At 74.4% G+C, this 24,403-nt stretch carries 23 protein-coding genes; 12 read left to right on the top strand and 11 right to left on the bottom strand.

Annotated elements, in window-relative coordinates:
* The first annotated feature begins 151 nt into the window (after nucleotides 1-151).
* A complete protein-coding gene (locus KMZ30_RS04405; protein ID WP_215511415.1) occupies nucleotides 152-1,966 on the top strand; it encodes a bifunctional metallophosphatase/5'-nucleotidase in 1,815 nt (604 codons plus the stop codon).
* Nucleotides 1,967-2,040: 74 nt separating this feature from the next.
* Nucleotides 2,041-4,182 carry a S9 family peptidase gene (locus tag KMZ30_RS04400; protein WP_215511416.1) on the top strand — a complete coding sequence of 714 codons (2,142 nt, stop codon included), beginning with the start codon at nucleotides 2,041-2,043 and terminating at the stop codon, nucleotides 4,180-4,182.
* Here KMZ30_RS04400 and KMZ30_RS04395 read toward each other — a convergent pair.
* Both KMZ30_RS04395 and KMZ30_RS04390 read right to left on the bottom strand, forming a co-directional pair.
* The gene (locus tag KMZ30_RS04395) at nucleotides 4,172-5,035 is read right to left on the bottom strand and encodes a universal stress protein (protein ID WP_215511417.1); all 864 of its coding nucleotides are present in this window, start codon (nucleotides 5,033-5,035) and stop codon (nucleotides 4,172-4,174) included. The two genes, KMZ30_RS04400 and KMZ30_RS04395, sit on opposite strands and share 11 nt — an antisense overlap.
* A gap of 172 nt (nucleotides 5,036-5,207) precedes the next feature.
* Nucleotides 5,208-7,049 (bottom strand): Type 1 glutamine amidotransferase-like domain-containing protein, encoded by a 1,842-nt coding sequence (locus KMZ30_RS04390; RefSeq protein ID WP_215511418.1) that lies wholly within the window; start codon nucleotides 7,047-7,049, stop codon nucleotides 5,208-5,210.
* A gap of 71 nt (nucleotides 7,050-7,120) precedes the next feature.
* Here KMZ30_RS04390 and mtnA point away from each other — a divergent pair, with 71 nt between their 5' ends.
* The 3 genes from mtnA to KMZ30_RS04375 are packed head-to-tail and all read left to right on the top strand — an operon-like array spanning nucleotide 7,121 to nucleotide 9,673.
* Nucleotides 7,121-8,167 carry an S-methyl-5-thioribose-1-phosphate isomerase gene (gene mtnA, locus KMZ30_RS04385; protein WP_215511419.1) on the top strand — a complete coding sequence of 349 codons (1,047 nt, stop codon included), beginning with the start codon at nucleotides 7,121-7,123 and terminating at the stop codon, nucleotides 8,165-8,167.
* Nucleotides 8,168-8,213: 46 nt separating this feature from the next.
* A complete protein-coding gene (locus tag KMZ30_RS04380) occupies nucleotides 8,214-8,903 on the top strand; it encodes a SatD family protein (RefSeq protein ID WP_215511420.1) in 690 nt (229 codons plus the stop codon).
* The gene (locus KMZ30_RS04375) at nucleotides 8,900-9,673 is read left to right on the top strand and encodes a hypothetical protein (RefSeq protein ID WP_215511421.1); all 774 of its coding nucleotides are present in this window, start codon (nucleotides 8,900-8,902) and stop codon (nucleotides 9,671-9,673) included. The genes KMZ30_RS04380 and KMZ30_RS04375 overlap by 4 nt, the downstream gene beginning before the upstream one ends.
* 7 nt (nucleotides 9,674-9,680) lie before the next feature.
* Here KMZ30_RS04375 and KMZ30_RS04370 read toward each other — a convergent pair whose 3' ends face one another.
* From KMZ30_RS04370 to KMZ30_RS04360, 3 genes are all read right to left on the bottom strand, one after another.
* Nucleotides 9,681-10,310 carry a class II aldolase/adducin family protein gene (locus KMZ30_RS04370; RefSeq protein WP_215511422.1) on the bottom strand — a complete coding sequence of 210 codons (630 nt, stop codon included), beginning with the start codon at nucleotides 10,308-10,310 and terminating at the stop codon, nucleotides 9,681-9,683.
* Between the two features lie 36 nt (nucleotides 10,311-10,346).
* The gene (locus KMZ30_RS04365) at nucleotides 10,347-10,919 is read right to left on the bottom strand and encodes a dihydrofolate reductase family protein (RefSeq protein WP_215511423.1); all 573 of its coding nucleotides are present in this window, start codon (nucleotides 10,917-10,919) and stop codon (nucleotides 10,347-10,349) included.
* Nucleotides 10,920-11,070: 151 nt separating this feature from the next.
* Nucleotides 11,071-11,511, bottom strand: a complete 441-nt coding sequence (locus tag KMZ30_RS04360; protein ID WP_215511434.1) for an Hsp20/alpha crystallin family protein — start codon at nucleotides 11,509-11,511, stop codon at nucleotides 11,071-11,073.
* A gap of 164 nt (nucleotides 11,512-11,675) precedes the next feature.
* Here KMZ30_RS04360 and KMZ30_RS04355 point away from each other — a divergent pair, with 164 nt between their 5' ends.
* The 4 genes from KMZ30_RS04355 to mobA all read left to right on the top strand — a co-directional run bounded on the left by KMZ30_RS04355 (nucleotide 11,676) and on the right by mobA (nucleotide 14,286).
* Nucleotides 11,676-12,446 carry a thioesterase family protein gene (locus tag KMZ30_RS04355; RefSeq protein WP_215511435.1) on the top strand — a complete coding sequence of 257 codons (771 nt, stop codon included), beginning with the start codon at nucleotides 11,676-11,678 and terminating at the stop codon, nucleotides 12,444-12,446.
* A gap of 63 nt (nucleotides 12,447-12,509) precedes the next feature.
* Nucleotides 12,510-12,818: an ArsR/SmtB family transcription factor gene (locus tag KMZ30_RS04350; protein ID WP_308279541.1), complete on the top strand. Its 309-nt coding sequence runs from the start codon at nucleotides 12,510-12,512 to the stop codon at nucleotides 12,816-12,818.
* Nucleotides 12,815-13,711 (top strand): cation diffusion facilitator family transporter, encoded by an 897-nt coding sequence (locus KMZ30_RS04345; protein WP_215511436.1) that lies wholly within the window; start codon nucleotides 12,815-12,817, stop codon nucleotides 13,709-13,711. The genes KMZ30_RS04350 and KMZ30_RS04345 overlap by 4 nt, the downstream gene beginning before the upstream one ends.
* The gene (mobA, locus tag KMZ30_RS04340) at nucleotides 13,708-14,286 is read left to right on the top strand and encodes a molybdenum cofactor guanylyltransferase (protein ID WP_215511437.1); all 579 of its coding nucleotides are present in this window, start codon (nucleotides 13,708-13,710) and stop codon (nucleotides 14,284-14,286) included. The genes KMZ30_RS04345 and mobA overlap by 4 nt, the downstream gene beginning before the upstream one ends.
* Here the strand turns inward: mobA and KMZ30_RS04335 are convergent, their stop codons facing one another.
* Nucleotides 14,287-15,399, bottom strand: coding sequence for a hypothetical protein (locus KMZ30_RS04335; RefSeq protein ID WP_215519862.1), 1,113 nt, complete (start codon nucleotides 15,397-15,399; stop codon nucleotides 14,287-14,289).
* A 294-nt stretch (nucleotides 15,400-15,693) separates the two neighbouring features.
* Nucleotides 15,694-17,118: a type I glutamate--ammonia ligase gene (glnA, locus tag KMZ30_RS04330; RefSeq protein ID WP_215511439.1), complete on the bottom strand. Its 1,425-nt coding sequence runs from the start codon at nucleotides 17,116-17,118 to the stop codon at nucleotides 15,694-15,696.
* Nucleotides 17,119-17,306: 188 nt separating this feature from the next.
* Here glnA and KMZ30_RS04325 point away from each other — a divergent pair, with 188 nt between their 5' ends.
* The gene (locus tag KMZ30_RS04325) at nucleotides 17,307-17,753 is read left to right on the top strand and encodes an RDD family protein (RefSeq protein WP_215511440.1); all 447 of its coding nucleotides are present in this window, start codon (nucleotides 17,307-17,309) and stop codon (nucleotides 17,751-17,753) included.
* 23 nt (nucleotides 17,754-17,776) lie between these two features.
* On the opposite strand, the gene KMZ30_RS04320 is transcribed toward KMZ30_RS04325, so the two are convergent.
* The 3 genes from KMZ30_RS04320 to lipB all read right to left on the bottom strand — a co-directional run bounded on the left by KMZ30_RS04320 (nucleotide 17,777) and on the right by lipB (nucleotide 20,285).
* Nucleotides 17,777-18,502 (bottom strand): DUF4191 domain-containing protein, encoded by a 726-nt coding sequence (locus KMZ30_RS04320; RefSeq protein ID WP_215511441.1) that lies wholly within the window; start codon nucleotides 18,500-18,502, stop codon nucleotides 17,777-17,779.
* Between the two features lie 61 nt (nucleotides 18,503-18,563).
* A complete protein-coding gene (lipA, locus tag KMZ30_RS04315) occupies nucleotides 18,564-19,589 on the bottom strand; it encodes a lipoyl synthase (RefSeq protein ID WP_215511442.1) in 1,026 nt (341 codons plus the stop codon).
* A 57-nt stretch (nucleotides 19,590-19,646) separates the two neighbouring features.
* Nucleotides 19,647-20,285, bottom strand: a complete 639-nt coding sequence (gene lipB / locus KMZ30_RS04310) for a lipoyl(octanoyl) transferase LipB (protein ID WP_215511443.1) — start codon at nucleotides 20,283-20,285, stop codon at nucleotides 19,647-19,649.
* Between the two features lie 71 nt (nucleotides 20,286-20,356).
* Here lipB and KMZ30_RS04305 point away from each other — a divergent pair, with 71 nt between their 5' ends.
* Nucleotides 20,357-22,606, top strand: a complete 2,250-nt coding sequence (locus tag KMZ30_RS04305) for an MMPL family transporter (RefSeq protein WP_215511444.1) — start codon at nucleotides 20,357-20,359, stop codon at nucleotides 22,604-22,606.
* Complete coding sequence (locus tag KMZ30_RS04300) at nucleotides 22,603-23,634, top strand: Gfo/Idh/MocA family protein (protein WP_215511445.1); 1,032 nt, start codon at nucleotides 22,603-22,605, stop codon at nucleotides 23,632-23,634. The genes KMZ30_RS04305 and KMZ30_RS04300 overlap by 4 nt, the downstream gene beginning before the upstream one ends.
* Before the next feature lie 12 nt (nucleotides 23,635-23,646).
* Here KMZ30_RS04300 and KMZ30_RS04295 read toward each other — a convergent pair whose 3' ends face one another.
* Entirely contained in the window at nucleotides 23,647-24,381 is a 735-nt protein-coding gene (locus KMZ30_RS04295) for a Type 1 glutamine amidotransferase-like domain-containing protein (protein ID WP_215511446.1), read from the bottom strand.
* Between the last annotated feature and the right edge of the window lie 22 nt (nucleotides 24,382-24,403).

Genomic DNA, 24,403 nt, shown 5'->3' with positions numbered 1-24,403 from the left:
CCGCGGGCCGACCGGGCGGTGAACGTCCGGCGACACCCAGAACCCGATGCCCGCCAGGGGGTGCCGTCGCGTGGACTTTCTCCTAGGGTCTACCCCGTGCGGCCGCCCGGACAGGGGGTGGCCCGCCCGGAGAAAGCCAGGAGAACCCCTGATGAGATCGACCCGACGACGCGTCCTCGGTGCGGGTGTCGCCGCGGCGGCCCTCGCGACCCTCGCCGCCGGCACCCCCGCCGCGCTGGCCGGGGGTCACGACGACCACCACGGCCGTGGCCACCACCACCCGAAGCCCCCGGCGACGACGACGGTGCAGCTGCTCTCGTTCAACGACTACCACGGCCACCTCGAGGCGACCGACGGTCCGTTGAGCAAGACCCTCGACCCGAGCCAGACCCCGGTCGGCGGCGCCGAGTACCTCTCGACCGCGCTGTCCACCCTGCGGGCCAAGGCCCCCAAGGGCAGCTCGCTGACCGTCGCGGCCGGCGACCTCATCGGCGGCTCGACGTTCCTCTCGGGCCTCTTCCACGACGAGCCGTCGGTCGAGTCGCTCAACGCGATGAAGCTCGACGTCAGCAGCGTCGGCAACCACGAGTTCGACGAGGGCACGACCGAGCTGCTGCGCATGCAGAAGGGTGGCTGCCACCCGACGGACGGCTGCTACTTCCCGTCGCAGCCGTACGCCGGCGCCGACTTCCAGTGGCTCGCCGCCAACGTCGTCCTCAAGCAGCAGGCGAGCAAGGACAAGGACCGCAAGGGCCACCACCACCACGACAAGGAGCGCACGCTCCTGCCGGCGACCTCGGTCAAGAAGGTCAACGGCGTCAAGGTCGGCTTCATCGGCATGACCCTCGAGGGCACCCCGAGCCTCGTCGACCCGGCCGGCGTCGCGAACGTCGACTTCAAGGACGAGGTCGAGACCGCGAACAAGCAGGCGCGCGAGCTGCGCAAGAAGGGCGTCAACTCGATCGTCGTCCTGCTCCACGAGGGCGGCGTCCAGAGCGGCACCTACCAGCAGTGCGTCGGCATCTCCGACCCGATCGCGACGATCGCCAGGACGATGACCGCCGACGTCGACGCCATCATCACGGGGCACACCCACCAGCCCTACACCTGCTCGATCCCGGACCCGAAGGGCAACCCGCGCCTCGTGACCAGCGCCGCGTCCTACGGCCAGGTCGTCTCCGAGACCAACCTCGTTATCGACCGCCGCACCGGCGAGGTCGACCGGAAGAAGTCGACCTCGGTCAACCACCTCGTGAGCCGCACCGCCTTCGCGAAGGACGCGACGCAGACGGCGATCATCGACAAGTGGAAGGCGCTCTCGGGCCCGCTCGCCGCGCAGGTCGTCGGCAGCAACGCCGAGGACATCACGGGTGACTCCAGCGGCAACCGCGGCATCGAGACCCCGATGGCCGACCTCGTCGCCGACGCGATCCTCTTCGGGACCCAGGCCCCGGCCAACGGCGGCGCCCAGCTCGCGCTGATGAACGTCGGCGGCGTGCGCGCCAGCCTGCTCCTCGCGCCGAAGTACGCGGAGGGCACCGGCCAGATCACCTACGCCGAGGCCTACGACGTCGCACCGTTCGGCAACATCCTCACGACGCTCGACCTCACCGGGGCCGAGCTGAAGGCCGTGCTCGAGCAGCAGTACGTCCCCGGCCGCGCCGGTGGCCGTGACGCGCTCGGGCTCGGTGTCTCGGACGGCTTCTCCTACACGTGGGACGCCACCCAGCCGGCCGGCAGCCGGGTCGTGCCGGGGTCGATGACCCTGAACGGCACGCCGATGGACATGAACGCCACCTACCGCGTCGCGACCATCAACTTCCTCGCCAACGGCGGTGACTCCTTCACCGCGTTCTCCGCGGGGAAGAACGTCCTCGGCGGCAAGGAGGACCTGGCCAACCTCGTCGACTACTTCGGGGCCACGCCGAACCTCACCGCTCCGGCGGACCGCGTCGCCGGGCTCTGACCCGCGAGGCACCGACGAGGGCCGTACCCCCACCGGGGTGCGGCCCTCGCCGCGTCCGTGGCTAGGGTGACGCCATGCCGAGCCCGACCCCGCCCACCGCCCCGCGCCGCGACCACGTCCGCGAGCACCACGGGGACCGGGTGGTCGACCCGTACTGGTGGATGCGCGACCTCGAGGACCCCGCCCTGCGCGCGTACCTCGAGGCCGAGAACGCCTACGCCGAGGCGATGACCGAGCACCTCGCCCCGCTGCGGACGACGCTCTTCGACGAGATCCGCGCGCGGGTCAAGGAGGACGACCTGTCGGTGCCCGTCGCGAGCGGTCCCTGGTGGTACTTCTCGCGCACCGCGGAGGGCAAGCAGTACGCCATCCACGTGCGGGTGCCGCGGGCCGACGGCGACCCGCGCCCCGACCCCGAGGGCGCGGCGCTGCCGGGGGAGCAGGTGGTGCTCGACGGCAACGTCGAGGCGGGCGACTCGGAGTTCTTCTCGCTCGGGGCCCTCACGGTGAGCTCGGACCACCGGCTGCTCGCGTTCGCCGTCGACACCGCCGGTGACGAGCGCTTCGACCTCGTCGTCCGCGAGGTGGCCACGGGCCGCGTCCTCGACGACGCCCTGACCGGCATCGGGTACGGCGTCGAGCTGAGCCGCGACGGCTCCTTCGTCTTCTACACCCGCGTCGACGACGCCTGGCGGCCGCACCAGCTGTGGCGCCACCGCGTCGGCGGCGACCCCGCCGACGACGTCCTCGTGCACGAGGAGACCGACGAGCGCTTCTGGATGGGCGTGAGCGGCAGCCGCGACGAGCGCTGGCTCCTGCTCGGCCTCGGCTCCAAGACCACCTCCGAGGTGTGGATGCTCCCCTCGGACGACCCCGAGGGCGAGTGGCGCGTCGTCGCGCCGCGGCGCGAGGGCGTCGAGTACGACGTCGAGCCGGCCGACGACCGGCTGCTCGTCGTCCACAACGCCGACGACCCGGACTCCGACCTCGCGTGGGCGCCGCTCGACGCGACGAGCCACGAGCAGTGGGTGCCGCTCCTCTCGTCCGGGGACGGCGAGCGCTTCGTCGGCGTCGACGCCTTCGACGACGCGACCGTCCTCTCGTTGCGCACCGGTGGCCTCACCGCGCTGCGCGTGCTGCCCCGAGACGTCACGTCGGTCTCCGGCCACGGGACCCCGTGGGACGTCGAGGTCGGGACGGCGGTGCACTCGATCGGCCTCGGCGACAACCCGGAGCCCGACCAGCGGTCGGTGCAGGTCGTCGTCGAGTCGTGGACCACGCCCCGGACCGTGCTCGACGTCGACCTCGCGACGGGGGCGCGCACCGAGCTCAAGCGCCAGCCGGTGCTCGGCGGGTTCGACGCCGCCGACTACGAGGAGTCGCGCGAGTGGGCCACGGCACCGGACGGCACGCAGGTGCCGGTGTCCGTCGTGCGCCGTCGCGGCGTCGTCGCCGACGGCACGAACCCGGGGCTGCTGGGGGCCTACGGCGCCTACGAGATCTCGTCCGACCCGTACTTCTCCGTCGCACGGCTCGGGCTGCTCGACCGCGGCGTCGTGTTCGCCGTCGCGCACGTCCGGGGCGGCGGCGAGATGGGCCGGCGCTGGTACGACGAGGGCAAGCTGCTCGCCAAGCCGAACACCTTCTCCGACACCGTCGCCGCCGCCGAGCACCTCGTCACGTCGGGGTGGGTCGCGTCGGACCGGCTCGGCCTCGAGGGCGGCTCCGCGGGTGGGCTGCTCGTCGGCGCGGTCGTCAACGCGGCGCCCGGGCTGTTCCGCGTCGCGCACGCGGCGGTGCCGTTCGTCGACGCGCTCACCACCATCCTCCAGCCGGAGCTGCCGCTGACCGTGGGGGAGTGGGAGGAGTGGGGCAACCCGCTCGAGGACCCGGAGGTGTACGCGGCCATGCGCGCGTACACGCCCTACGAGAACGTGCGCCCCGAGGCCTACCCGGCGATCCTCGCGACGACCAGCCTGCACGACACGCGCGTCTACGTCACCGAGCCGGCCAAGTGGGTGGCGCGCCTGCGCGAGACCGTGACCAACGACCCCGCGACCCACCCGGTGCTCCTGCGCACCGAGCTGTCCGCCGGCCACGGCGGCCGCTCGGGGCGGTACGCCGCCTGGGAGCAGATCGCCTGGGAGTGGGCCTTCGTCCTCGACCGGCTCGGGGCCACCGAGCGCGTCGACGGCCCCGAGACGCTCAGCGACTGACGAGCACCGGGCACGCGCTGCGCGAGACGACGCGCAGCGCGCTCGACCCGACGTGCAGGCCCTCGAAGCCGCCGCGTCCGCGGGCGCCGACGGCGAGCAGGCTCGCCCCCTCGCTGCTCGTGGCGAGGGCGTGCACCGGGTCGTCGCGCACGACGTGGACCTCGACCTTGGCGTCGGGGTGCTCCGGGCGCAGGGCCGCGGTCTCGCGCTCGACCATGCGCTCGACCCCGGCGACGTAGTCCTCCCAGCTCGAGGCGTCGGCGAGCGTCGGGTCGGTGGCCCCGCGCGCCTGCCAGGCGTGGACGGCGTCGACGGTGCCGCCGAGGACCTCCGCCTCCCGGACGGCCGTCCGCAGGGCGCCGATCGAGGCGTCGGAGCCGTCGAACCCGACGACGACCCGGCCGCCGGAGGCCGGGGTGCTCGCGGCGCTCGTGTGCCCGACGACGAGGACGGGACAGCGGGCGTGGGTGAGCACCTGCATCGCGACGGCGCCCAGACCGGCGCGGCTGAGCACCCCGTGGCCGGCCACGCCGACGACGACGAGCGCGGCGGTCTGCGAGGAGCCGACGAGCGAGGTGCTCGCGTAGCCGTCGTGGAGGGCGGAGGTGACGCTGAGGTCGGGGTGGGCGGCGTGCGCGCGGGCCACCGCCGCGTCGAGCAGCCGTCGGCCGTGGTCGGTGACCACCGAGCGGTCGGCCAGCGCCCCGAAGCCGAGCATCGGCAGGTCGGGGGCGAAGGCGTGGAGCACGTGCAGGGTCATCCCGCGGGTGCTCGCGAAGTGGGCGGCCTGGACCACGGCGGCCTCCGACAGCGGAGACCCGTCGACCCCGACGACGACCCGGGACTGGTTCATCGACTCGTCCTTCCCGTGCAGCACACCCGGCGGCGGGCTGCGACTGCTCGGGAGGTCCGTCGTCGAGGGAGGTGGGGTGCCTCCACCTCCGACGGTCCCACCGGCGCGGCCCGGGCACAAGGACGGATGTCACGTCGTCGCGCACCGGGCCGCGCCGGGTCGGGGAGCGGCGTCAGCGGCGCAGCCGCTGCCCGTCGGCGAACACGTCGAGCACGATGTTGGCGGCGCCGATCGACCCGTTGGCCGAGGTCCACGTCCGGGCCTCGTCGCCGTCGGCGACGACGACGGACTCGCCCGTCACGGAGGCCGACCCGCGCTCGAGGACGACGGCCGAGCCGTCGAGGACGCCGAGGACGAGGTCGTGGCGGTCGACGGCCACCGAGCCGTAGAGGCGACCCCAGCGGTTGTCGGCCGCGAGGTGGGGCACGACGGTGGCGTGCACGAGGCCGAGCCCGGTGCGCCAGCGCGCGTCGCCGGTGCGGAAGGCGGCGATGCCCGCGTCCTCGAGCTCGTCGTCGGTCGGGCGGGCGGTCGGGGACCAGCGCTCGCCGACGGCGGCGGAGACGGCGCCGTCGGTGAGGACGACGGGGGTGCGGCGCACGGCCTCGGTCACGGCGGCCCGCACGCGCGGCCCCGCCAGGTCGGCGCCGACCGTGGCCGGGTCGTCGCCGACGACGAGGGCCGCCGTGGCGCCGCGGAGGGAGCCGTCGCGCAGGGTCTCGAGGGTGAGGACCTGCACCGTGCCCCTCCAGCCCGCGTCGCGGGCGGCCTCGGCGTAGCGCGCCCCGAGGGCCGGGGCGTCCGTGCCGAGGGCGAGCACGACGAGGCGCGCGCGGGCGTCGGCGCGCACGGCCCGGGCCCGGTCGACGACGTCGGCGACGACGGGGGAGCCGAGGACGCCGCCGCCCACGACGAGCGTGCCGCGCCCGGGGGCTGCCGGGGCCCGCCAGGGCGTCGCCCGCGGGGGTCGGACGACGTCGCCGAGGCGGGTCAGGGTGCGGGTGCGCAGGTCGTAGGTCTGGCCCTCGGTGAGGAGGTGGGTGAGGACCCGGCGGGCCGACAGGGTGCGCTCGGGCCCCCCCCAGGTGTGCGTGGCCCGGAGGGTCTCGAGGTCGACGACCGAGACGGAGCCCTGGCCGAAGACCCCGGTCAGGAGGCGGTCGTCGATGGCGCGCACGCCGGTGCCGTAGTCGACGCCCACCCCGACCGGGCTCGCACCGCGGAAGCGCTCGTCCGCGGTCGCCAGCGTCGAGAGCGTCCGGCCGAGGCGACCCCGCTGGTGGAAGTGCTGGTCGTAGATCGCGCGCCGCGAACCGGTGTCGAGACCCCGCTCGAGGTCGGCGTCGTCGCCCCACCACACGAGCGTCGACCCGCGGCGCAGGCCCTCGGCGGGCCCGAGGTCGCCGACGTAGCCGTTGATCATCGAGCGGGACTCGACGGCGGCGCCGGCGCTCGTCCCGCCGAGGACGACACCCCGCCGGGTCGCGGCGCTGACCGCGCGCTCGGCCGGGCTGGCGGCGAGGACCTGCATCGCGAGGCCCTGGTCGCCTCCGAGCACGAAGATCCCGTCGGTCGCGGGGTCGGCGAGCGCGGTGGCGTTGGCGGGGTCGAGCGCGTCGGCCCGGTCGAGGAGGACGGCGAGGCGTGCGGTGCACCCGCTGAAGCGCGCCGGCACGGCGCTCTCGCAGGCCGCGCGCAGCTGCTCGGTGCGCTCACCGGCGAGCTCGAGGTTCTCGGCGCGGTCCTCGGGGGCGTCGCCGTAGGCCGACGGCACGACGACGAGGTCGACCGTCGGGCCGGAGGCGCGGGCGGCGGCCGTGCGCGCGAACGCCTCCAGGGTGTCGGTCTCGTAGCCACCGCCGACCGGCACGAGGACGTCGGCGACCCTCGGGTCCGCTCCCGCCGGTGGGTGCGACCCCGTGCGGGCGCTCGCGGCGGTGGCGCCGAGCGGGGCGAGGAGGGCGGTGGTCACGAGGGCGGCGCCGAGGACGTGCCGGGCGCGGAGGCTGGCCATGGGCGCACGCTAGCGGCGGGTGGCGACGCCCGCAGGTCCAGCGGGGGGTGGAGCGGGCCTAGGGTCGGGGCATGAGCCTCCTCGCCCTCGAGTGGGATGCCGCCGCCGGCCGCGACGGACGCGGCGCCCTGCGCATCCTCGACCAGACCCTCCTGCCGACCGTGACCGAGCACCTCGTCGTCGAGGACGTCGACACCCTCGTGGACGCCATCGGGCGGCTCGCGGTGCGCGGGGCCCCGGCGCTCGGGGTGACGGGCGCGCTCGGGGTCGTCGTCGCGATGGACGAGGCCGCGGACGAGGGGTGGGACGAGGAGCGCCTCCAGCGCGAGATCGACCGGGTGCGCGACGCCCGGCCGACCGCGGTCAACCTCGCGTGGGGCGTCGACGCCGTCCGTCCCCTCGTCCCGCAGGGGCGGGCCGCGGTCCTCGAGGCGGCGCTGCGGGTGGCGCGCGAGGACGAGGCGGCCAACCGCGAGCTCTCGCGCCTCGCGGCCGACTGGCTCCTCGAGCGCACCGGCAAGGAGCGGCTGCGCGTGCTGACCCACTGCAACGCGGGGGTGCTCGCGACCTCGGCGTGGGGCACCGCGCTCGGGGTGGTCCGCGAGCTCGACGCGCGCGGCCTCGTCGACTTCGTCTACGCCGACGAGACGCGCCCGCTCCTCCAGGGAGCGCGGCTCACCGCGTGGGAGCTCGCGGCCGAGGGCATCCCGCACGCGGTCCAGGCCGACGGCGCCGCGGCGTCGACGATCCTGCGGGGCCTCGTCGACTGCGCGGTCGTCGGCGCGGACCGGATCACGGCCAACGGCGACGTCGCGAACAAGGTCGGCACGCTCGGGGTGGCCCTGGCCTGCCGCGAGGCCGGCATCCCCCTGCTCGTCGCGGCGCCCTGGTCGACGGTCGACCTTGCGATGGCCGACGGGTCCGAGATCGAGATCGAGGAGCGGCCCGGGGAGGAGGTGACGATGCTCACCGGCGTGCGCGTCGCGCCCGAGGGAACGCCCGGGTTCAACCCGGCCTTCGACGTGACCCCGGCCCGCCTCGTCTCGGCGGTGGCCACCGAGCGTGGGGTCGTCGAGCCCGCCGCCGGCGACCGGCTGGACGGCGCGCGAGATCGATGATGAAGCCTGGGGCTTCAGATCCGCCGAATGAAGGTATGATCTTCAGATGGCTGACCTGAAGTCCATCGCTTCACCGTGCGTGCTCATCGGTGACCTCGTCGCGTCCCGGGGGGCCGCGGACCGGCGCCGGCTCCAGGCGAGGCTCGGGGAGGCGCTCGCGGCCACCGACGCGCGCTGCCCGTCGGTCTCGGGGCTGCGGACCACCGTCGGCGACGAGTTCCAGGGCACGTACGCGACGCTCGGTGCGGCCCTCGACGCCGCCCTCCGGGTCCGCCTCGAGCTGCTGCCCGAGGCCGACGTCCGGGTCGGCATCGGGCGGGGGCCCGTCACCGACACCGACCCGGAGCGCGGGCTCGAGGACGGACCCGGCTGGTGGGCGGCGCGGGCCGCGGTCGAGGCCGTCGAGGAGACGGCGGCCCGCCCGGCGACGCGCTGGCTGCGCACCGGCGTCCGCACCGTCGACGCCGAGACCGACGCGATGGTGCGCGGGGGCGGGCTCGACGCCACCGGGCCGGAGGCTGCCGTCACGGCGGCCCTGCTGTGTCGGGACCATCTGGTTGGCTCCCTCTCGGACCGATCCCTGCGACTCCTGCGAGGACTGATGGACCCCGAGACGACCCAGGCCGAGCTCGCGACCCGCGAGGGCGTCAGCGCGTCCGCCGTCTCGCAGCGTGTCCGGGGCGACGGGATCGGCGCCGTGCTCGCGGCGCACGAGCTCCTCCGGGTGCTGCCGTGACGTGGCTCGGGGTCTGGTTCGTCGGGGTCGGGCTCGCCGACCTCGTCCGCGGCGGCGGGGCCCACCCGTCGGCGGAGGGGCGGGCGCGCCTCGCCGGCGTGCTCGGGGTCGTCGGCGCCGCCCTGCTCGGCGGGCTCTGGTCGCCGCTCGACGTCGTCGTCCTCGCCGCCTCGCTCGTCGCGCTGCTGCTCTGGCTGCGCTGGTCGCAGCAGTCCCTGACCACCGGCAGCGGGCACGCCGCCGCCCTCGCCTCGCTCGCCGGGGGTGCGGTGTGGCTCGTCGGGCTCTCGGGGTGGGCCGGTGACGTCGGCGGCCCGCTCGCCGCCTGGCTCGGCTGGGCCCACGTCCCTGGTGTCCTCGTCGGCGTCGAGCCCGGGCACGTCCTGCTCGTCGCCGGCCTGCTGCTGGCCAACCTCGCGACCGGCAACGTCGTCGTGCGCCTCGTCCTCGTCGCGATCGGCGCCGCGCGGCCGAGCGGCCACGTCGCGTCGGCCTCGGGGCCCGATGCGTCGGAGCAGCTGCGCGGTGGGCGGCTGCTGGGCCCGATGGAGCGCGTCCTCATCATCGGGCTCGGGCTCGCCGGCCAGCTCGGCGCCGCCGGGCTCGTCATCGCCGCGAAGGGCCTCATCCGCTTCCCCGAGCTGCAGAGCAAGCGCTCCGAGCGCGAGTCGGTCGACGGCGTCGGCATCGACGAGGTGACGGAGTACTTCCTCGTCGGGTCCTTCGTGTCCTGGCTGCTCGCGCTCGGCACCCTCGTCCTCGCCCGCTGAGGCCCGCTCAGACGTCGATGATGCGGCCCCGGTACTCCGCCGGGAAGTCGGCCGTCGTGTCGCCCGCGACGAGCAGCCGGTAGGTCATCGCGGCCGCCTCCTCGAGGTTGAGGGCGCGGCGCAGGGCCATGGGCACGGTGTCGCCCAGGGTCGAGCAGCCGTGGTGCGCGAGGACGACGGCGTCGTGGTCGCGCGCCGCGTCGGCCGCCGCCTGCGCGAGCTCCTCGGTGCCGGAGGGCAGGAACGGCACCCGACCGGCCGAGCCGAGGTAGTACTGGTGGTCGAGGGTCGTGAAGCGGATGGGCGCCCCGAGGAGGTCGACGAGCAGGACGTGCTGCGGGTGCAGGTGGACGATGGCGCCCACGTCCGGGCGGGCCGCGTAGGTGCGGGCGTGCAGCTTCCACTCGACGGAGGGCCGCTCGGCGCCGCCGCGGTGCTCACCGTCGAGCGACAGCTCGGCGAACTCCTCGGGTCGCAGGCGGTCCAGCCACGTCCCGGTGCCGGTGACGACGAAGGTGTCGGTGCCGGGCAGGCGGGCCGACAGGTTGCCGCCCGAGGCCTGCACGAGGCCGCGCTCGACGACGTGCCGACCGGTGTCGACGAGCTGCTCGAGGAGGTCGGCGCGGGTGGGTGTCACGAGGCGATCATCGCGCACACCGGGGCGCGGGCCGGGTCAGGCGCGCACGTACCGCGTGAGGAGCACGCCGTGGGGGAGCGGGGTGCTGCTCGCCAGACGCCACGCAGCGGGGTCGGCGGCGCCCCGCACGAGCGGCACGCCCTCGCCGAGGAGCACCGGGTTGACCTTGAGGTGCAGCTCGTCCACCTCGTCGAGCACCTGGCCGGCGAGGTCACCGCCGCCGCAGAGCCAGACGTCGAGGCCGTCCTCCTCGGCCTTGAGCGCCCGGACGAGACCCACCGGGTCGTCGTGGACGACCGTGACGGTCGGGTCCTCGGGCAGGTCCTCGCGCCGGGTCACGACGTACTGGCGCAGGTGCGGGTAGGCGCTCGTGAGGCCGGCGTCGAGTGCGGGCTGGTGCGTGGTGCGACCCATGACGACGGTGTCGAAGTGCCGCGGCGGGGCGTCGACCCCGAGGGCGGCCCGCACGTGCGCCGGGCAGGTCTCCGGGTACTCCGCGAAGAGCGCTGCGAGGGTGTCGGGCGCGACCGGGAAGGCCGACGCGTCCCCGGCGGGGTCGGCGATGAAGCCGTCGAGGGAGGTCGCGACGTAGTAGACGAGGCGGCGCACGGTGCTCCTGGGGTCGGTGGTCGTGGTGCGGGGCCGGAGGGCCGCCGTCGACCGTACGCGGAGGGCCGGTCGCCTCGCACCCCGGTTGTCGGCCCGCGAGGGCCGGCGCCGCCCACGGGCGTGGGCGGCGCCGACCGGTGGACGGGTGCGTTCAGACCGTGACCGGCTGCTTCGCCTCGGCCTCGATGCTGCGACGCGAGCCCCCGTGGTTGACGCTGATCTTCCGCGGACGGGCCTCCTCAGCGACGGGGATGGTGAGCGTGAGGACCCCGTCGGCGTAGTCGGCCGAGATGCGGTCCAGCGCCACACCGTGGCCGAGGGTCAGCTGTCGCGCGAAGGTGCCGGTCGGGCGCTCGTGCGAGAGCCACTGGACCTCGCCGCCCGGCGCCTCGCGGCGTTCGGCCCGGATCGTCAGCGTCCGGTCCTCGACGTCGACGTCGATCGACGCAGGGTCGACACCGGGCAGGTCGATCCTCGCGACGAAGGCGTCGGCCGACCGGACGAGGTCCATCGGCATGGCGGTCGCCGCGGGGCGGAAGCTGCCCGTGAGCATGCGGTCGAGGTCGCGGAACGGGTCGAAGGTGGTGGCCATGGGAACCTCCTCGGGATCGGTGGCGACCGAAGTCGCCATGAGTGGTATGCGCTCAATTTTACGCAGCGGCACCCGCTCAGGCAAGAGCCGCGAGGACGGCCGGGACGCGTCCGCGCGCACCGGCGTGCGTAGGGTCGGCAGGGACCCGACGAGAGGACGACGGCGTGACGTACTTCCACCGGCTGGACGAGCACACCTTCCGCGCGAGCGAGCACACCGGCGGGGCGTGGCGCGAGGACGAGCAGCACATCGCGCCGGCCCTCGGCCTCCTCGCCCACGTCGTCGAGCGCGACCGGGACGCGCGCCGCGACGACGGGCTCGTGCTCTCGCGCCTCTGCTACGACATCCTCGGGACGGTCCCGGTCGCCGAGGTGACCACGGAGGTGCGCGTCGTCCGGCCCGGCCGGACGATCGAGCTCGTCGAGGCGAGCCTGTCGCACGCGGGCCGGCCGGTCGCGCTGCTGCGGGCCTGGCTGATGGCGGAGCGTGACACGACCGCCGTCGCCGGGACCGCGTTGCCCGCCATCCCCGGTCCCGACGAGCTCGAGGCGTGGGCGCCGGGCGAGACCTGGCCCGGCGGGTTCATCGGCGGCGTCGAGGTGCGTCGCCACCTCGAGGAGCCGGGCCGCGGGTGGTTCTGGGTGCGGACGCCGGTCCCGCTCGTCGAGGGCGAGCCGGTCGGTGCCACCGCGCGGGTCGCGGGCCTGCTCGACATCGCCAACGGGATGACGGTCCGTGCCGACCCGCGCGAGGTGCACTACCCGAACATCGACCTCACCGCGCACCTGCTGCGCGAGCCCGTGGGGGAGTGGCTCGGCGTCGACGCGTCGATCACGTTCGGCGACAACGGCATCGGGCTGACCAGCAGCCGGCTGCACGATGCGAACGGCCCGCTGGGGTCGCTCGCGCAGTGCGTCACGGTGCGTCCCCGCTGACGGCCGGCGGGGCCGAACGTGGCATCATGACATCTGAGCAGACGATCAGATGTCAGGAGAGACGTGGACGAGACGGACGAGATGGCCCGGGTCTTCCGGCTGCTCGGTGACCCGACGCGGGTCCGGCTGCTGCTGGCGCTGCACGACGCGGGGGAGCTGTGCGTGCACGATCTCGCGGAGGCGACCCGGACGGCCGAGTCGACCGCGAGCCAGGCCCTGCGCCTCCTGCGCGCGTCGGGGGTGGTCGTCGGGCGGCGGGACGGGCGCCACGTCCACTACTCCCTCTCCGACGACCACGTGCGCACCCTGCTCGGCGTCGCGCGCGCCCACGCCCGCCACGGCGCCACGGCGGCCACGGCGGCCACGGCATGAGCGGCTCGCACGGCCACGGCGGGCACGCCGGCGGGCGGCACCGCTGGCGGCTGGCCGTCGCGTTCGGCCTCGTCGCGGCCTTCTTCGTCGTCGAGCTGCTCGCCGGCCTCGCGTCCGGCTCGCTGGCCCTCCTCTCGGACGCCGGCCACATGGCGGCCGACGTGGTCACCCTCGGCGCGGCCCTCGTCGCCACCCGGGTCGCGACCCGCCCGGACACGACCGGGCGGCGCACGTACGGCTCCTACCGGGCCGAGGTCTTCGCGTCCGGCTTCGCGGTCCTCGTCATGGGCGGGGTGTCGGTCTACGTCGTCGTCGAGGCCCTGCGCCGGCTCGGCGCCGAGCCGGAGGTGGCCTCCGGGACGATGGTGCTCGTCGGGGCCCTCGGGCTCGTCGTCAACCTCGTCTCGCTCGCCCTCCTGCGCGGAGGGGCGGCCGAGAGCCTGAACGTGCGGGGCGCCTACCTCGAGGTCCTCGCCGACGCCGCCGGATCCGTCGGCGTCATCGTCGCGGCGCTCCTCGTGGGCGCGACCGGAAACCCGTTGTGGGACACCCTGGTCGCGCTGGCGATCGGTGTGTTCGTCCTCGTTCGTGCCGTTCACCTCGGGCGGGAGGTGCTCGCGGTGCTCGGCCAGCACGCCCCGGCCGGCGTCGACCCCGAGGCCGTCCGCGCAGCCCTCGAGGAGGTCGACGGCGTCGTCGAGGTGCACGACCTCCACCTGTGGACACTCACCTCCGGGATGGACGTCGCGACCGCGCACCTCGTGAGCGACGAGGCGGGGGAGGCGGTCCTCGATCGGGCGGCCGGCGTGCTGCGCGACCGGTTCGGCATCGCCCACGCCACGGTGCAGGTCGAGTCGCCGGGGGCCGCCGCCTGTCACGGGACCGACTGGTGACCGCGCCCGGAGAGGGCGTCCCGGTCGTCGTCCTCGCCGGAGGCTCGTCGCGGCGCTTCGGCTCCGACAAGCTCGCGGCGCCGCTCGGCGGGTCGAGCGTCCTCGAGCGGGCCGTGGCGGGCGTCCCGACCGGGTGGCCGGTCGTCCTCGTCGGTCCCGAGCGTCCCCTCCGACGTCCGGGAGCCCGCTGGGTGCGCGAGGACCCGCCCGGCGGGGGCCCGCTGGCCGCGGTGCTGGCGGGGATCGCCGCCTGCGGCGGCGAGGTCGTCGCCGTGCTCGCCGGCGACATGCCGGCCGGTGGCGCGGCCCTGCCGTCGCTCGTCGACGCGCTCCGGCCCGACGACGCGGTCGGCGCCGCCGTCGCCGAGGACGACGACGGCCGCGTCACCCCGTTGCTCGCCGCCTACCGGCGGTCGGCGGTCGAGGGCCTCGCGCTGGGCTCCGGCCACGGGGGCCGGGCGATGGCGCTGCTCGACGCGGGCCACGTGGCGGTGCGGGTCGGGCGCGCCGGTGCCCGCGACGTCGACACGCCGCGGGCACTGGCGCAGGCCGAGGCCGACCTCACCGAGGGCTGATCAGCCCACGTTCGCCGACAGCGCGGCGTCCATCGCCCGGGCCTGGGCGACGGTGAGGTAGCCCCAGCTGTGGTGCTCGAACCAGCTGGCACCCATCCGGGCGGCCTCCCGGGACGCGGCGAGGGCGACGGCCGCCGTGGGTCGGACGGTCCCGGCGGCCTTGCCGGGGGCGAGCGTGGCCTGGAAGGCGATCGGCCGGCCGAGGTCGGCGCGCTTGTGCATCCAGGAGTACAGGTCGGGCGCGGTGCTCAGGCTGCTCGCGGCGGCGGTCCAGTCACCCTGGCCCCACCCGTAGTCGGTGAAGATGACCCGGCTGCCGTACTCGGCGTCCCACGCGTTGGCGAGCGCCCGCCCCTCGGTCCAGCTGCCCTTCTGGCCGCCCGCCACGGGCCAGCTGAGGCGGCTGTGCAGGGGCATCTCGACGACGGTGTGCGGGAAGGCGGCGACGGTGGCGGCGAGGCCGGCGTCCTGCGCGGCGACGGCCTTGTCCTTGGTGAGGCCGGCGCGGTGGAGGGCGGCGCCTGCGGCCGGGCCGCCGGTGATCCACGGCTCGTCGTAGACGAGGGAGGCGCCGAACATGTTGACCGACGCGACGCGCGGGTGGTCGTCCAGGCGCGCGCCGAGCGCGGTGACGAAGCGCTCGTAGGCGGCGCGGTAGCGGGGGGTCCAGTAGCGACCCACGGTGGCCCCCACCTTGTCCTTGGCGTTGGTGACGCGGGCGGTGCCGGCAGCGGACTTGAGCCACTGCGGCGCGAACTGCCCGCCCTGGACGTGCAGGCGGACGACGAGGTCCGGGTCCGAGGCGAGGAGGCGGGTGATCGGCGTGAGGTCGAAGACGCCCTCACGGGGCTCGAGGTCGGACCAGCGGACCTTGAGCCACTGCTGGTCGACCCCCCGGCGGGTGCGGTCCGCCGCGGTCGAGCCGTAGAGGCCGCCGTAGTTCGTCTTGGTCGTGGCCGTCGCGGCCGACGCGGCGGCGGCGGCGCCCCCCGAGGTGCCGACCGACGGGGTCTGGGCGGCGGTGGCGGGGGCGGCGGTGGCGGTCCCGACGGCGAGCGCAGCAGCGGCCGTGAGGGTGCCGAGGGCAGTCGTGATCGAGGTGGTCGTGGGCACGGTGGAACTCCAGGGGTGGGGGTCGTCGCTGCGTGCGACGACCGACGGTCGTGCGGTCTCCCCCCCCCCGCAGTCGTGCCGATCCCTGCACCGGACACAACGGGGCGAGACGCTAGCCCGGCCGTGCCGGACCGACCAAAACCGACCTGAGAACGACAGCCGTGTGGTCCCGCGACGTCGCTGGTCAGCACCCCCGCCCCGCTCTCAGGAACGGAGAGCACGCGGCCGGCCACCGCCGGACGCGACGACGCCCCCGCCGGATGATCCGGCGGGGGCGTCGCGACGTACGACGGCTCAGATGTCGAAATACATCTCGAACTCGTGCGGGTGCGGTCGGAAGCGGATCGGGTCCACCTCGTTCTTGCGCTTCCACTCGATCCACGTGGCGATGAGGTCCTCGGTAAAGACGTCACCCTCGAGGAGGAACTCGTGGTCGGCCTCGAGCGCGTCGAGGACGGCCGGCAGCGAGCCGGGGACCTGCGCGATGGCGTCGTGCTCCTCCGGGGGCAGCTCGTAGAGGTCCTTGTCCACGGGCTCCGGCGGCTCGATCCGGTTGCGGATGCCGTCGAGGCCGGCCATCAGCTGCGCCGCGAAGCACAGGTAGGGGTTGGACGACGGGTCCGGGATGCGGAACTCGATGCGCTTGGCCTTGGGGCTGTCGCCGGCGATCGGGATGCGGACGCAGGCGGAGCGGTTGCGGGCCGAGTACACGAGGTTGACCGGGGCCTCGTAGCCGGGCACCAGGCGGTGGTAGCTGTTGACCGTCGGGTTCGTGAAGGCGAGCAGCGCCGGGGCGTGCTTGAGCAGGCCGCCGATGTACCAGCGCGCGAGGTCGGAGAGGCCGCCGTAGCCGCGCTCGTCGTAGAAGAGCGGCTCACCGTCCTTCCAGAGCGACTGGTGGGTGTGCATGCCCGAGCCGTTGTCGCCGAAGATCGGCTTCGGCATGAAGGTGGCGGTCTTGCCGCCCTCCCACACGGTGTTCTTGACGACGTACTTGAACTTCATCATGTCGTCACCGGACTGGAGCAGGGTGTTGAACCGGTAGTTGATCTCCTGCTGGCCCGCGGTGCCCACCTCGTGGTGGCTGCGCTCGACCTCGATGCCCACCTTGGCCAGGTTGAGGCAGATCTTGTCGCGGGTGTCGGCGAAGTGGTCGACCGGCGGGACGGGGAAGTAGCCGCCCTTGTAGCGGGTCTTGTACCCGCGGTTGCCGCCGTCCTCGACGCGGCCGGTGTTCCAGGCGGCCTCGACGGAGTCGATGTAGTAGTAGCTGGCGTTCGCCTTGGTCTCGAAGCGCACGTCGTCGAAGACGTAGAACTCGGCCTCGGCACCGAAGTAGGCGGTGTCGGCGATGCCGGTCGACTTGAGGTACGCCTCGGCCTTCGCCGCGATGTTGCGCGGGTCGCGGCTGTAGGGCTCACCGGTGAAGGGGTCGACGATCGAGAAGTTCATGATGAGCGTCTTCTCGGCGCGGAACGGGTCGACGTAGGCCGTCGTCGGGTCCGGGACCAGCTTCATGTCGGACTCGTGGATGGCCTGGAAGCCGCGGATCGAGGATCCGTCGAACATCTGGCCGTTGGTGAAGAAGTCCTCGTCGACCGAGGCGGCAGGCACGTTGAAGTGCTGCATGACGCCGGGAAGGTCGCAGAACCGGATGTCGACGAACTTGACGTCCTCGTCCTTGATGAAGGAGAGGACCTCGTCAGCGGAGCTGAACACTGTGTTGAACCTCCTGGTTCGGTGCAGGGGCTATGGGAGCCAGCCCTGATGGCGTTGCCGACGACGCTAGGGCGGGGCGGTTTCCCGACCGTGACCCGGATGTTTCGCCGACGTAACGCCAGCCACCGTATCAAGGCGTGGGACGACGCGCCCGAAGCGTGGAACGCGTCGGCGCGTACGCTGGTGGCGTGCCGCCGACCTCCACTCCGCCGGGCCCCACCGCGACCCCGGCGGACGCCACGCTGCTGCGCCGCTTCGTCGGCTTCGTCGTCGACTGGACGCTCAGCGCGCTCGTGACCTTCCTCGTCCTGCCCTTCGACCTCGCGCAGCCGGGAGAGCGGCCGCCCATGGTCCTCGGCGTGCCGACGAGCACGTGGGCCGTCGCCGGCGTCTACGTCGTGCTCAGCACGGTGCTCGTCTCGGTGACCGGCTCGAGCGTCGGCCACCGGCTCATGGGACTGCAGGTCTGGCAGGTGCGCCGCCGCGTCTTCCCGCTCCAGGTGCTCCTGCGCTCGGTGCTCGCCGCGCTCGTCCTGCCCGCGCTCTTCACCGCCAACGGTCGGGGTCTGCACGACCTCGCCGCGGGCACCCGCATCGTGCGGCCGGGCGTGCCGGCCACCCCGCCCGCCGCCTGAACGGCGCGGGCGCGCAGGGCGCGTCAGCGGCCGCGCATCGCCTTGCGGTCCATGCGCGCCTTCGTCGGGTCGATGCCCTTGGGCACCGGGGGCTTGAGGCCACCGAGGGACTTCAGGCGCTTGTTGACGACCGACACCTCGGCCTTGGTGAGCACGGGGCGCATCCGGGTCAGCTTGCCCGAGATCTTCTTGACCGGGACCTGGTCCTCGCCGTCGCCGACGGTCCACAGGTGGACGGGCACACCGGGGGCGACCCGCGCCACCTTCTTCTCCTCCTGCTTGAGCAGCTTGGCGACGCGGCCGGTGGGTCCCTCGCCGATGAGGACGATGCCGGGTCGGCCGAGGGCGCGGAAGACCATCGCGGCGCCGGCCATGTCCTGGGCCCGCGTCCCGCGCGCCCCCTCCATCGCCACCGGCTCCTGCGAGGCGAACCAGCCGCGCCGGCCCATGCCGGTCAGCGCGGCGCCGGCCGCGCCGACCTGCCCGTCGAGCGCCTTGTACATCGCCGTGTTGCCGCGGCGGTTCATGACGATGACGGCGGCGAGGAACGCCGAGGGGATGGCAATGATGGCCGCGTAGATCAGCCAGCCGCCGCCGAAGATCGCGCCGATGCCGACGATGACCGCCGCCGTGAGGAGCGCGGCCCCGAGCATCCACCACCCGAGCTTCGGGTCGAGCGACTTGATCGCCTGGTAGGCCTGCCGGATCTCGGCGATGCGGCCCTGCTTCTTCTCGGGTGCGTCGGACACGGGGGAGGTGCTCCTGGTCGAGGACGGGGTGCGCCGGCCCGCGAGTGCGGGGGTGCGGGCCTCAGGATACGGGGCGGGCGGCCTTGGCGACCAACGACGCCGCCTCCTGGCGGGCGGGGTCGTTCGCGGCCTCGGCGAGGTGCGCGAGGTGCTCGGGGATCGGACGTCCCCAGCGGCGCATCGCGGTGGCCCAGAGCCGGCCGGCGCGGTAGGACGAGCGGACGAGCGGGCCCGCCATGACGCCCTTGAAGCCGACCTCGTCGGCGAGCTCGGACCAGTGGACGAACTCCTCGGGCTTGACCCACCGGTCGATCGGGTGGTGCAGCGGCGAGGGGCGCAGGTACTGCGTGATCGTGAGGATGTCGCAGCCCGCGTCGTGGAGGTCGCGGATGGCCTCCTCGATCTCGTGGTCCTCCTCGCCCATGCCGAGGATGAGGTTGGACTTCGTGACCAGCCCCGCCTCGCGCGCCATCGAGAGGACCTTGAGGGACTTCTCGTAGGTGAAGGCGGGCCGGATGCGGCGGAAGATGCGCGGCACGGTCTCGAGGTTGTGCGCGAACACCTCCGGCCGCGCGTCGAAGACCTGGCCGACGAGCTCCGGCTTCGCGCCGAAGTCGGGCGGGAGGATCTCGACGCCGGTGTTGGGGTTGAGCGCGTGGATCTGCCGGATGGTGTCGGCGTACAGGCCGGCGGCGCCGTCGGCGAGGTCGTCGCGCGCGACGCCGGTGACGGTGGCGTAGCGCAGCCCCATCGTCGCGACCGACTCCGCGACCCGGCGCGGCTCGTCGAGGTCGAGCGGCTGCGGGCGCCCGGTGGCGATGTCGCAGAAGTCGCAGCGGCGGGTGCAGGTGTCACCGCCGATGAGGAAGGTCGCCTCGCGGTCCTCCCAGCACTCGAAGATGTTGGGACAGCCGGCCTCCTGGCACACGGTGTGCAGGCCCTGGCCCTTCACCATCGAGTGGATCTGCGTGTACTCCGGCCCCATCCGGGCCGTGGTGCGGATCCACTCGGGCTTGCGCTCGATCGGGGTCTCGGCGTTGCGCGCCTCGACCCGCAGCAGGCGGCGTCCCTCGGGTGCGACAGTCACGCGTTCCAGCCTACGCTCCGGTCCCGACACCCCGGGACGGCGGTGCGGGGAGGGTGCTCAGGCGCGGCCGAGGACGTCGGCGAGGTGCTTCTCGGCGTACGGCAGGACGTCCTGCACGGTGACCGTGCGCCCGGCCTCGCGGGAGATCGACGAGACGCCCGCGTCGGCGATGCCGCACGGGATGATCGCGTCGGCCCAGCCGAGGTCGGCGTCGCAGTTGAGCGCGAAGCCGTGCATCGTCACCCGGCGGCTGACCCGGACGCCGATGGCCCCGAGCTTGCGGTCCGGGCCGCGCTCGTCGGCGAGCACCCAGACGCCGCTGCGGCCCTCGACCCGGACGACCTCGACGCCGAGGTCGGCGCAGGTCCGGATCATCACCTCCTCGAGGCGACGGACGTGGGCGACGACGTCGATCGGCACCTCCGGGAGCCGGACGATCGGGTAGCCGACGAGCTGCCCGGGGCCGTGCCAGGTGATCTTGCCGCCGCGGTCGACGTCTATGACGGGCGTGCCGTCCACGGGGCGCTCGTGCGGCTCGGTGCGCTTGCCGGCCGTGTAGACCGCGGCGTGCTCGAGGAGGAGCGTCGTGTCCTCGAGGGTGCCCTCGACGACCTGCGCGTGCACCTCGCGCTGGGTGGCCCACCCGGCCTCGTAGTCGACGAGGTCGGGGGCGAAGCCGAGGTGCACGAAGCGCATGGCGCCCACGGTACGCCGGGGCCGGGACGGACCTCGCGGACGGCCCGCCCGGACCTCAATACGCTGGGCCCATGACCGCGGACCCGCAGACCCGAGAAGCCTCCGCCGACGAGCGCCGGTCCCGGGCCCGACGTCCCCGCTGGGCCCTGCTCGGGGCGGTCGTCGTCGTCCTGCTCTGGCTGGGCGTCGGGGCCGTCGGCGGGCAGGCGCAGGGGCAGCTGTCGGGCGTCCAGTCCAACGACAACTCGACGTTCCTGCCGGCACAGGCCGAGTCGACCCTCGTCGCCGACGCCGTCGCCCGGTTCAGCGACAGCACCGAGCTGCCCTACCTCCTCGTCGTCGAGCGGGCCGACGGCGCCGCCCTGGACCCGCGGGACCTGGGTGTCGTCCAGCAGCTCGCGCAGCGCGTGCCGTCCATCCCCCTCCCGGAGCTCGGCGCCGGTCGGACCCTCGGGGACTACCTCGTGCCCGGTGGGCGGGTCGTCCCGATCCCCGCGGAGGACGGCCGGGCCGTCCTGCTGTCCGTGCCGCTGGACGGGACGACGGGGACCGCCGCCAGCGGGGAGACGACGGCCCTCGCCGAGGGGGCCGACGCACTGCGCGTCACGCTGCGCAGCGAGCTGGCCCCCAACGGCCTGCGCGGATGGGTCGGCGGCCCCGGCGGGCTCATCGCCGACTTCTCGGAGGCGTTCGCCGGGATCGACGGCATCCTCCTGCTCGTCGCGCTCGTCGTCGTCCTCGTCATCCTCCTCGTCGTCTACCGCAGCCCGATCCTGCCGGTCGCGGTGCTCGTCAGCGCGGTGCTCGGTCTGTCGGCCGCGGCCGCTGTCGTCTACCAGCTCGCGAAGAACGACGTCATCACGCTCTCCGGGCAGTCGCAGGGCATCCTCTTCATCCTCGTCGTCGGCGCCGCGACCGACTACGCGCTCCTGCTCGTCAGCCGCTTCAAGGAGGCGCTCCACGACGAGGAGAGCTCGTGGGAGGCGTTGAAGAAGGCCTGGCGCGGCGCCGTCGAGCCGGTCGGCGCCTCGGCGGCGACGGTCATCATCGGCCTGCTCTGCCTCCTGCTCGCCGAGCTGCGCAGCACCTCGGGCCTCGGCCCGGTCGGCGCCCTCGGCATCGCCGGCGCGCTCCTCGCGTCCCTCACCTTCCTGCCCGCCGTGCTCCTGCTCTTCGGCCGCCGCATCTTCTGGCCCTTCGCCCCGACGGTCGACCACGCCCACGCCGAGGACGTCGTCGGCTCCGCCCGCGGCGTCTGGGGCCGGGTCGCGCGCCTCGTCGGGACGCACCCGCGCCGCACGTGGGTCGTGACGCTCGTCGCGCTCCTCGCTGCCGCGGCGTTCGTGCCGACGTTCAAGGCGAGCGGGGCGTCTATCGACGAGACCTTCCTCACCGAGGTCGACTCCATCACGGCGCAGCAGGTCATCGAGCAGCACTTCGCGGCCGGGGCCGCCCAGCCCCTCCAGGTCGTCGTGCCGCAGGCGGACGCCGACGCGGCGCTGGACCTCGTGTCGAAGGACCCCGGCATCGACTCGGCCTACCTCGGGCTGGTGCCCCCGCAGCCCGGGCAGGACGCCCCGCCGCCGAAGGTCGTCGACGGTGGCGTCCTCCTCCAGGCGACGACGAAGGACGCCGCCGACAGCGAGGGCGCCGAGGACACCGTCCGGCGGCTGCGGTCCGACCTCGACGCCGTCAGCCCCGACGCGCTCGTCGGCGGGAACGCCGCGACCAACCTCGACGTCCTCGACGCCAGCGCGCGCGACCTGCGGGTGATCGTCCCGACGATCCTGGCGGTCATCTTCGTCATCCTCGCGCTGCTCCTGCGCTCGCTGGTCGCGCCGCTCGTGCTCGTCGTCGGCAACGTCGTGTCGTTCGCCGCGACCATCGGCGTCTCGGCGCTGGTCTTCGACCACGTCCTCGGGTTCACCGGCGGGGACCCCGCGATCCCGTTGTACGGCTTCGTGTTCCTCGTCGCGCTCGGCATCGACTACTCGATCTTCCTCATGACGCGGGTGCGCGAGGAGTCGCTCGTCCGCGGCACCCGTCCGGGCGTGCTCGTCGGGCTCGCCGTGACCGGCGGGGTCATCACGAGCGCGGGCATCGTCCTCGCCGCGACGTTCTCGGCGCTGTCGGTGCTGCCGATCCAGTTCCTCGTGCAGATCGCCTTCATCGTCGGCTTCGGGGTCCTCCTCGACACGTTCGTCGTCCGGTCGCTCCTGGTCCCCGCGATGGCCCACGACATCGGTCCGCGGGTCTGGTGGCCGGCCCGTCTCGCGGCCGACGCCCCGCGGGACGAGGCCGTCGCGCAGGAGGGGCGATGACCCGGGTCGGGTTGGCGGGCTTCGGTTTCGCCGGGCGTGACATCCACGCGCCGCGGCTGCGGGAGGCCGGCCTCGACGTCGTCGCCGTCTCGACGCGGGACGCCGAGCGGGCGGCGGCCGCGCGCTCGGACCTGCCCGGCGTCGAGGTCGTCGCCGACCTCGACGCGCTGCTCGCGGTCCCGGGCCTCAACCTCGTCGTGCTCGCCACGCCGAGCGGTGGCCACGCGGAGCAGGTGCGGGCGGTCGTCGACGCGGGCGTCGCCTGCGTCGTCGACAAGCCGCTCGCCGTCGACGCAGCCTCGGCCGCGGACACGGTCCGCTACGCCGCACGGGCGGGCGTGCCGCTCACCGTGTTCCAGAACCGGCGGTACGACCCGGAGCACGTGACGCTGGCGCGGGTCGTCGCCGACGGCCTCGTGGGGGAGCCGTTCCGCTACGAGATGCGGTGGGAGCGTTGGCGGCCCGTGCCGAAGGACCGGTGGCGCGAGAACGCCCCGCCCGAGGAGGGCGGTGGGCTGCTGCTCGACCTGCACACGCACCTCGTCGATGCCGCCGTCCGGCTGTTCGGGCCGGTGCGATCGGTCGTGGCCACCACGCACGCCCGCACCACCCGCGCGGAGGACGACGCCTTCCTCCTCTGCCGGCACACCGGGGGAGCGGAGTCGCACCTCTCGGCCACGTCGCTCGCTGGTGCACCGGGCCCACGGATCCGGTTGCTGGGCAGCGCCGCCGCCTTCATGCTGGCCGACTTCGAGGCCGAGGCGCACCCGTGGTCGGCGCAGTCCGACCTCGACGCGGACCACGCCGGGTGGCTGTACCGCGGTGACGAGCGCCAGCCCGTGACCCGCGCGGCGAGCAGCCAGGCGGACCTCTACCGCGCCGTCGCCGCCGCGCTGTCGGCCGACGACCCGCAGGCCGCGATGCCCGTCGACCCCTGGGACGCCGTCCACGTCCTCGCGGTCGTCGACGCGGCCCGCACGTCGGCGCGCGAGGAACGCGTCGTCACGGTCGTCGACCCGCCCCGCTGAGACGGGTGTGGTTCAGGGAGAGGGCAGCCGGCGCGGCTCGAGCCGCTCCTCGCGGGCCTCGTCCCCGTCGCGCGTGACGACGTACGCGGCCCTGCCATCCCGCTCGGAGACCGCCTCGACGAGCTCCGTGCCGCGGTAGACGAGGCCGACGCCGTCGTCGGTGCAGTGCGTCTCGGGCAGGGTGCCGTCGGCGACCAGCGAGTGCACGAGCGGGCGGCGTCGCTCCTCCGAGTCGTAGTGGACACCGTTGCCGTACGGGAGGAGCCCGAGGCCGTTGGTCACCGCGCGCAGCTCGGGCCCGAAGGAGTCGGTCGTCCCCCCGAGGTACCAGCAGATCGAGCCGGCCGACACCCCGGCGAGCACGACCCCGGCCTCCCACGCGGCGCGCATCGCGGGGCGCAGGTCGTGCACGTCCCAGACCGCCAGCAGGTTCGCGACGGAGCCGCCGTTGACCCAGACGACGTCCTGCTCGAGGAGGAGGGCCGCGGGGTCCTCGTGGTTGGGCATGGGGAAGAGCGACAGGACGCTGACCTCGAAACCGGCCACCCGGCCGGCCTCGAGCGCGCGGAACGAGAAGGCCTCCGGGTCCCCGGAGGCGGTGCCGACGAACGCGACCCGGGGCCGTCGGCCGTGGGCGCCGGAGAGCTCGACGGCGTGGTGGACGAGGGCGTCGAGCTCGAACCACGTGCGGTGGCCGGGGCGGTAGCCGCCCGAGGTGGCGAGGATCGTGGGCTGGTCGGTCGTCACCCGGCCACCCTACGAGGGCCTG

It is taken from the genome of Phycicoccus mangrovi (assembly GCF_018729305.1).
GTDB classification, from domain to species: domain Bacteria; phylum Actinomycetota; class Actinomycetes; order Actinomycetales; family Dermatophilaceae; genus Phycicoccus; species Phycicoccus jejuensis.
Note: the sequence above shows the minus strand (reverse complement) of the source record. Positions and strands in the feature narration are given on the sequence as shown.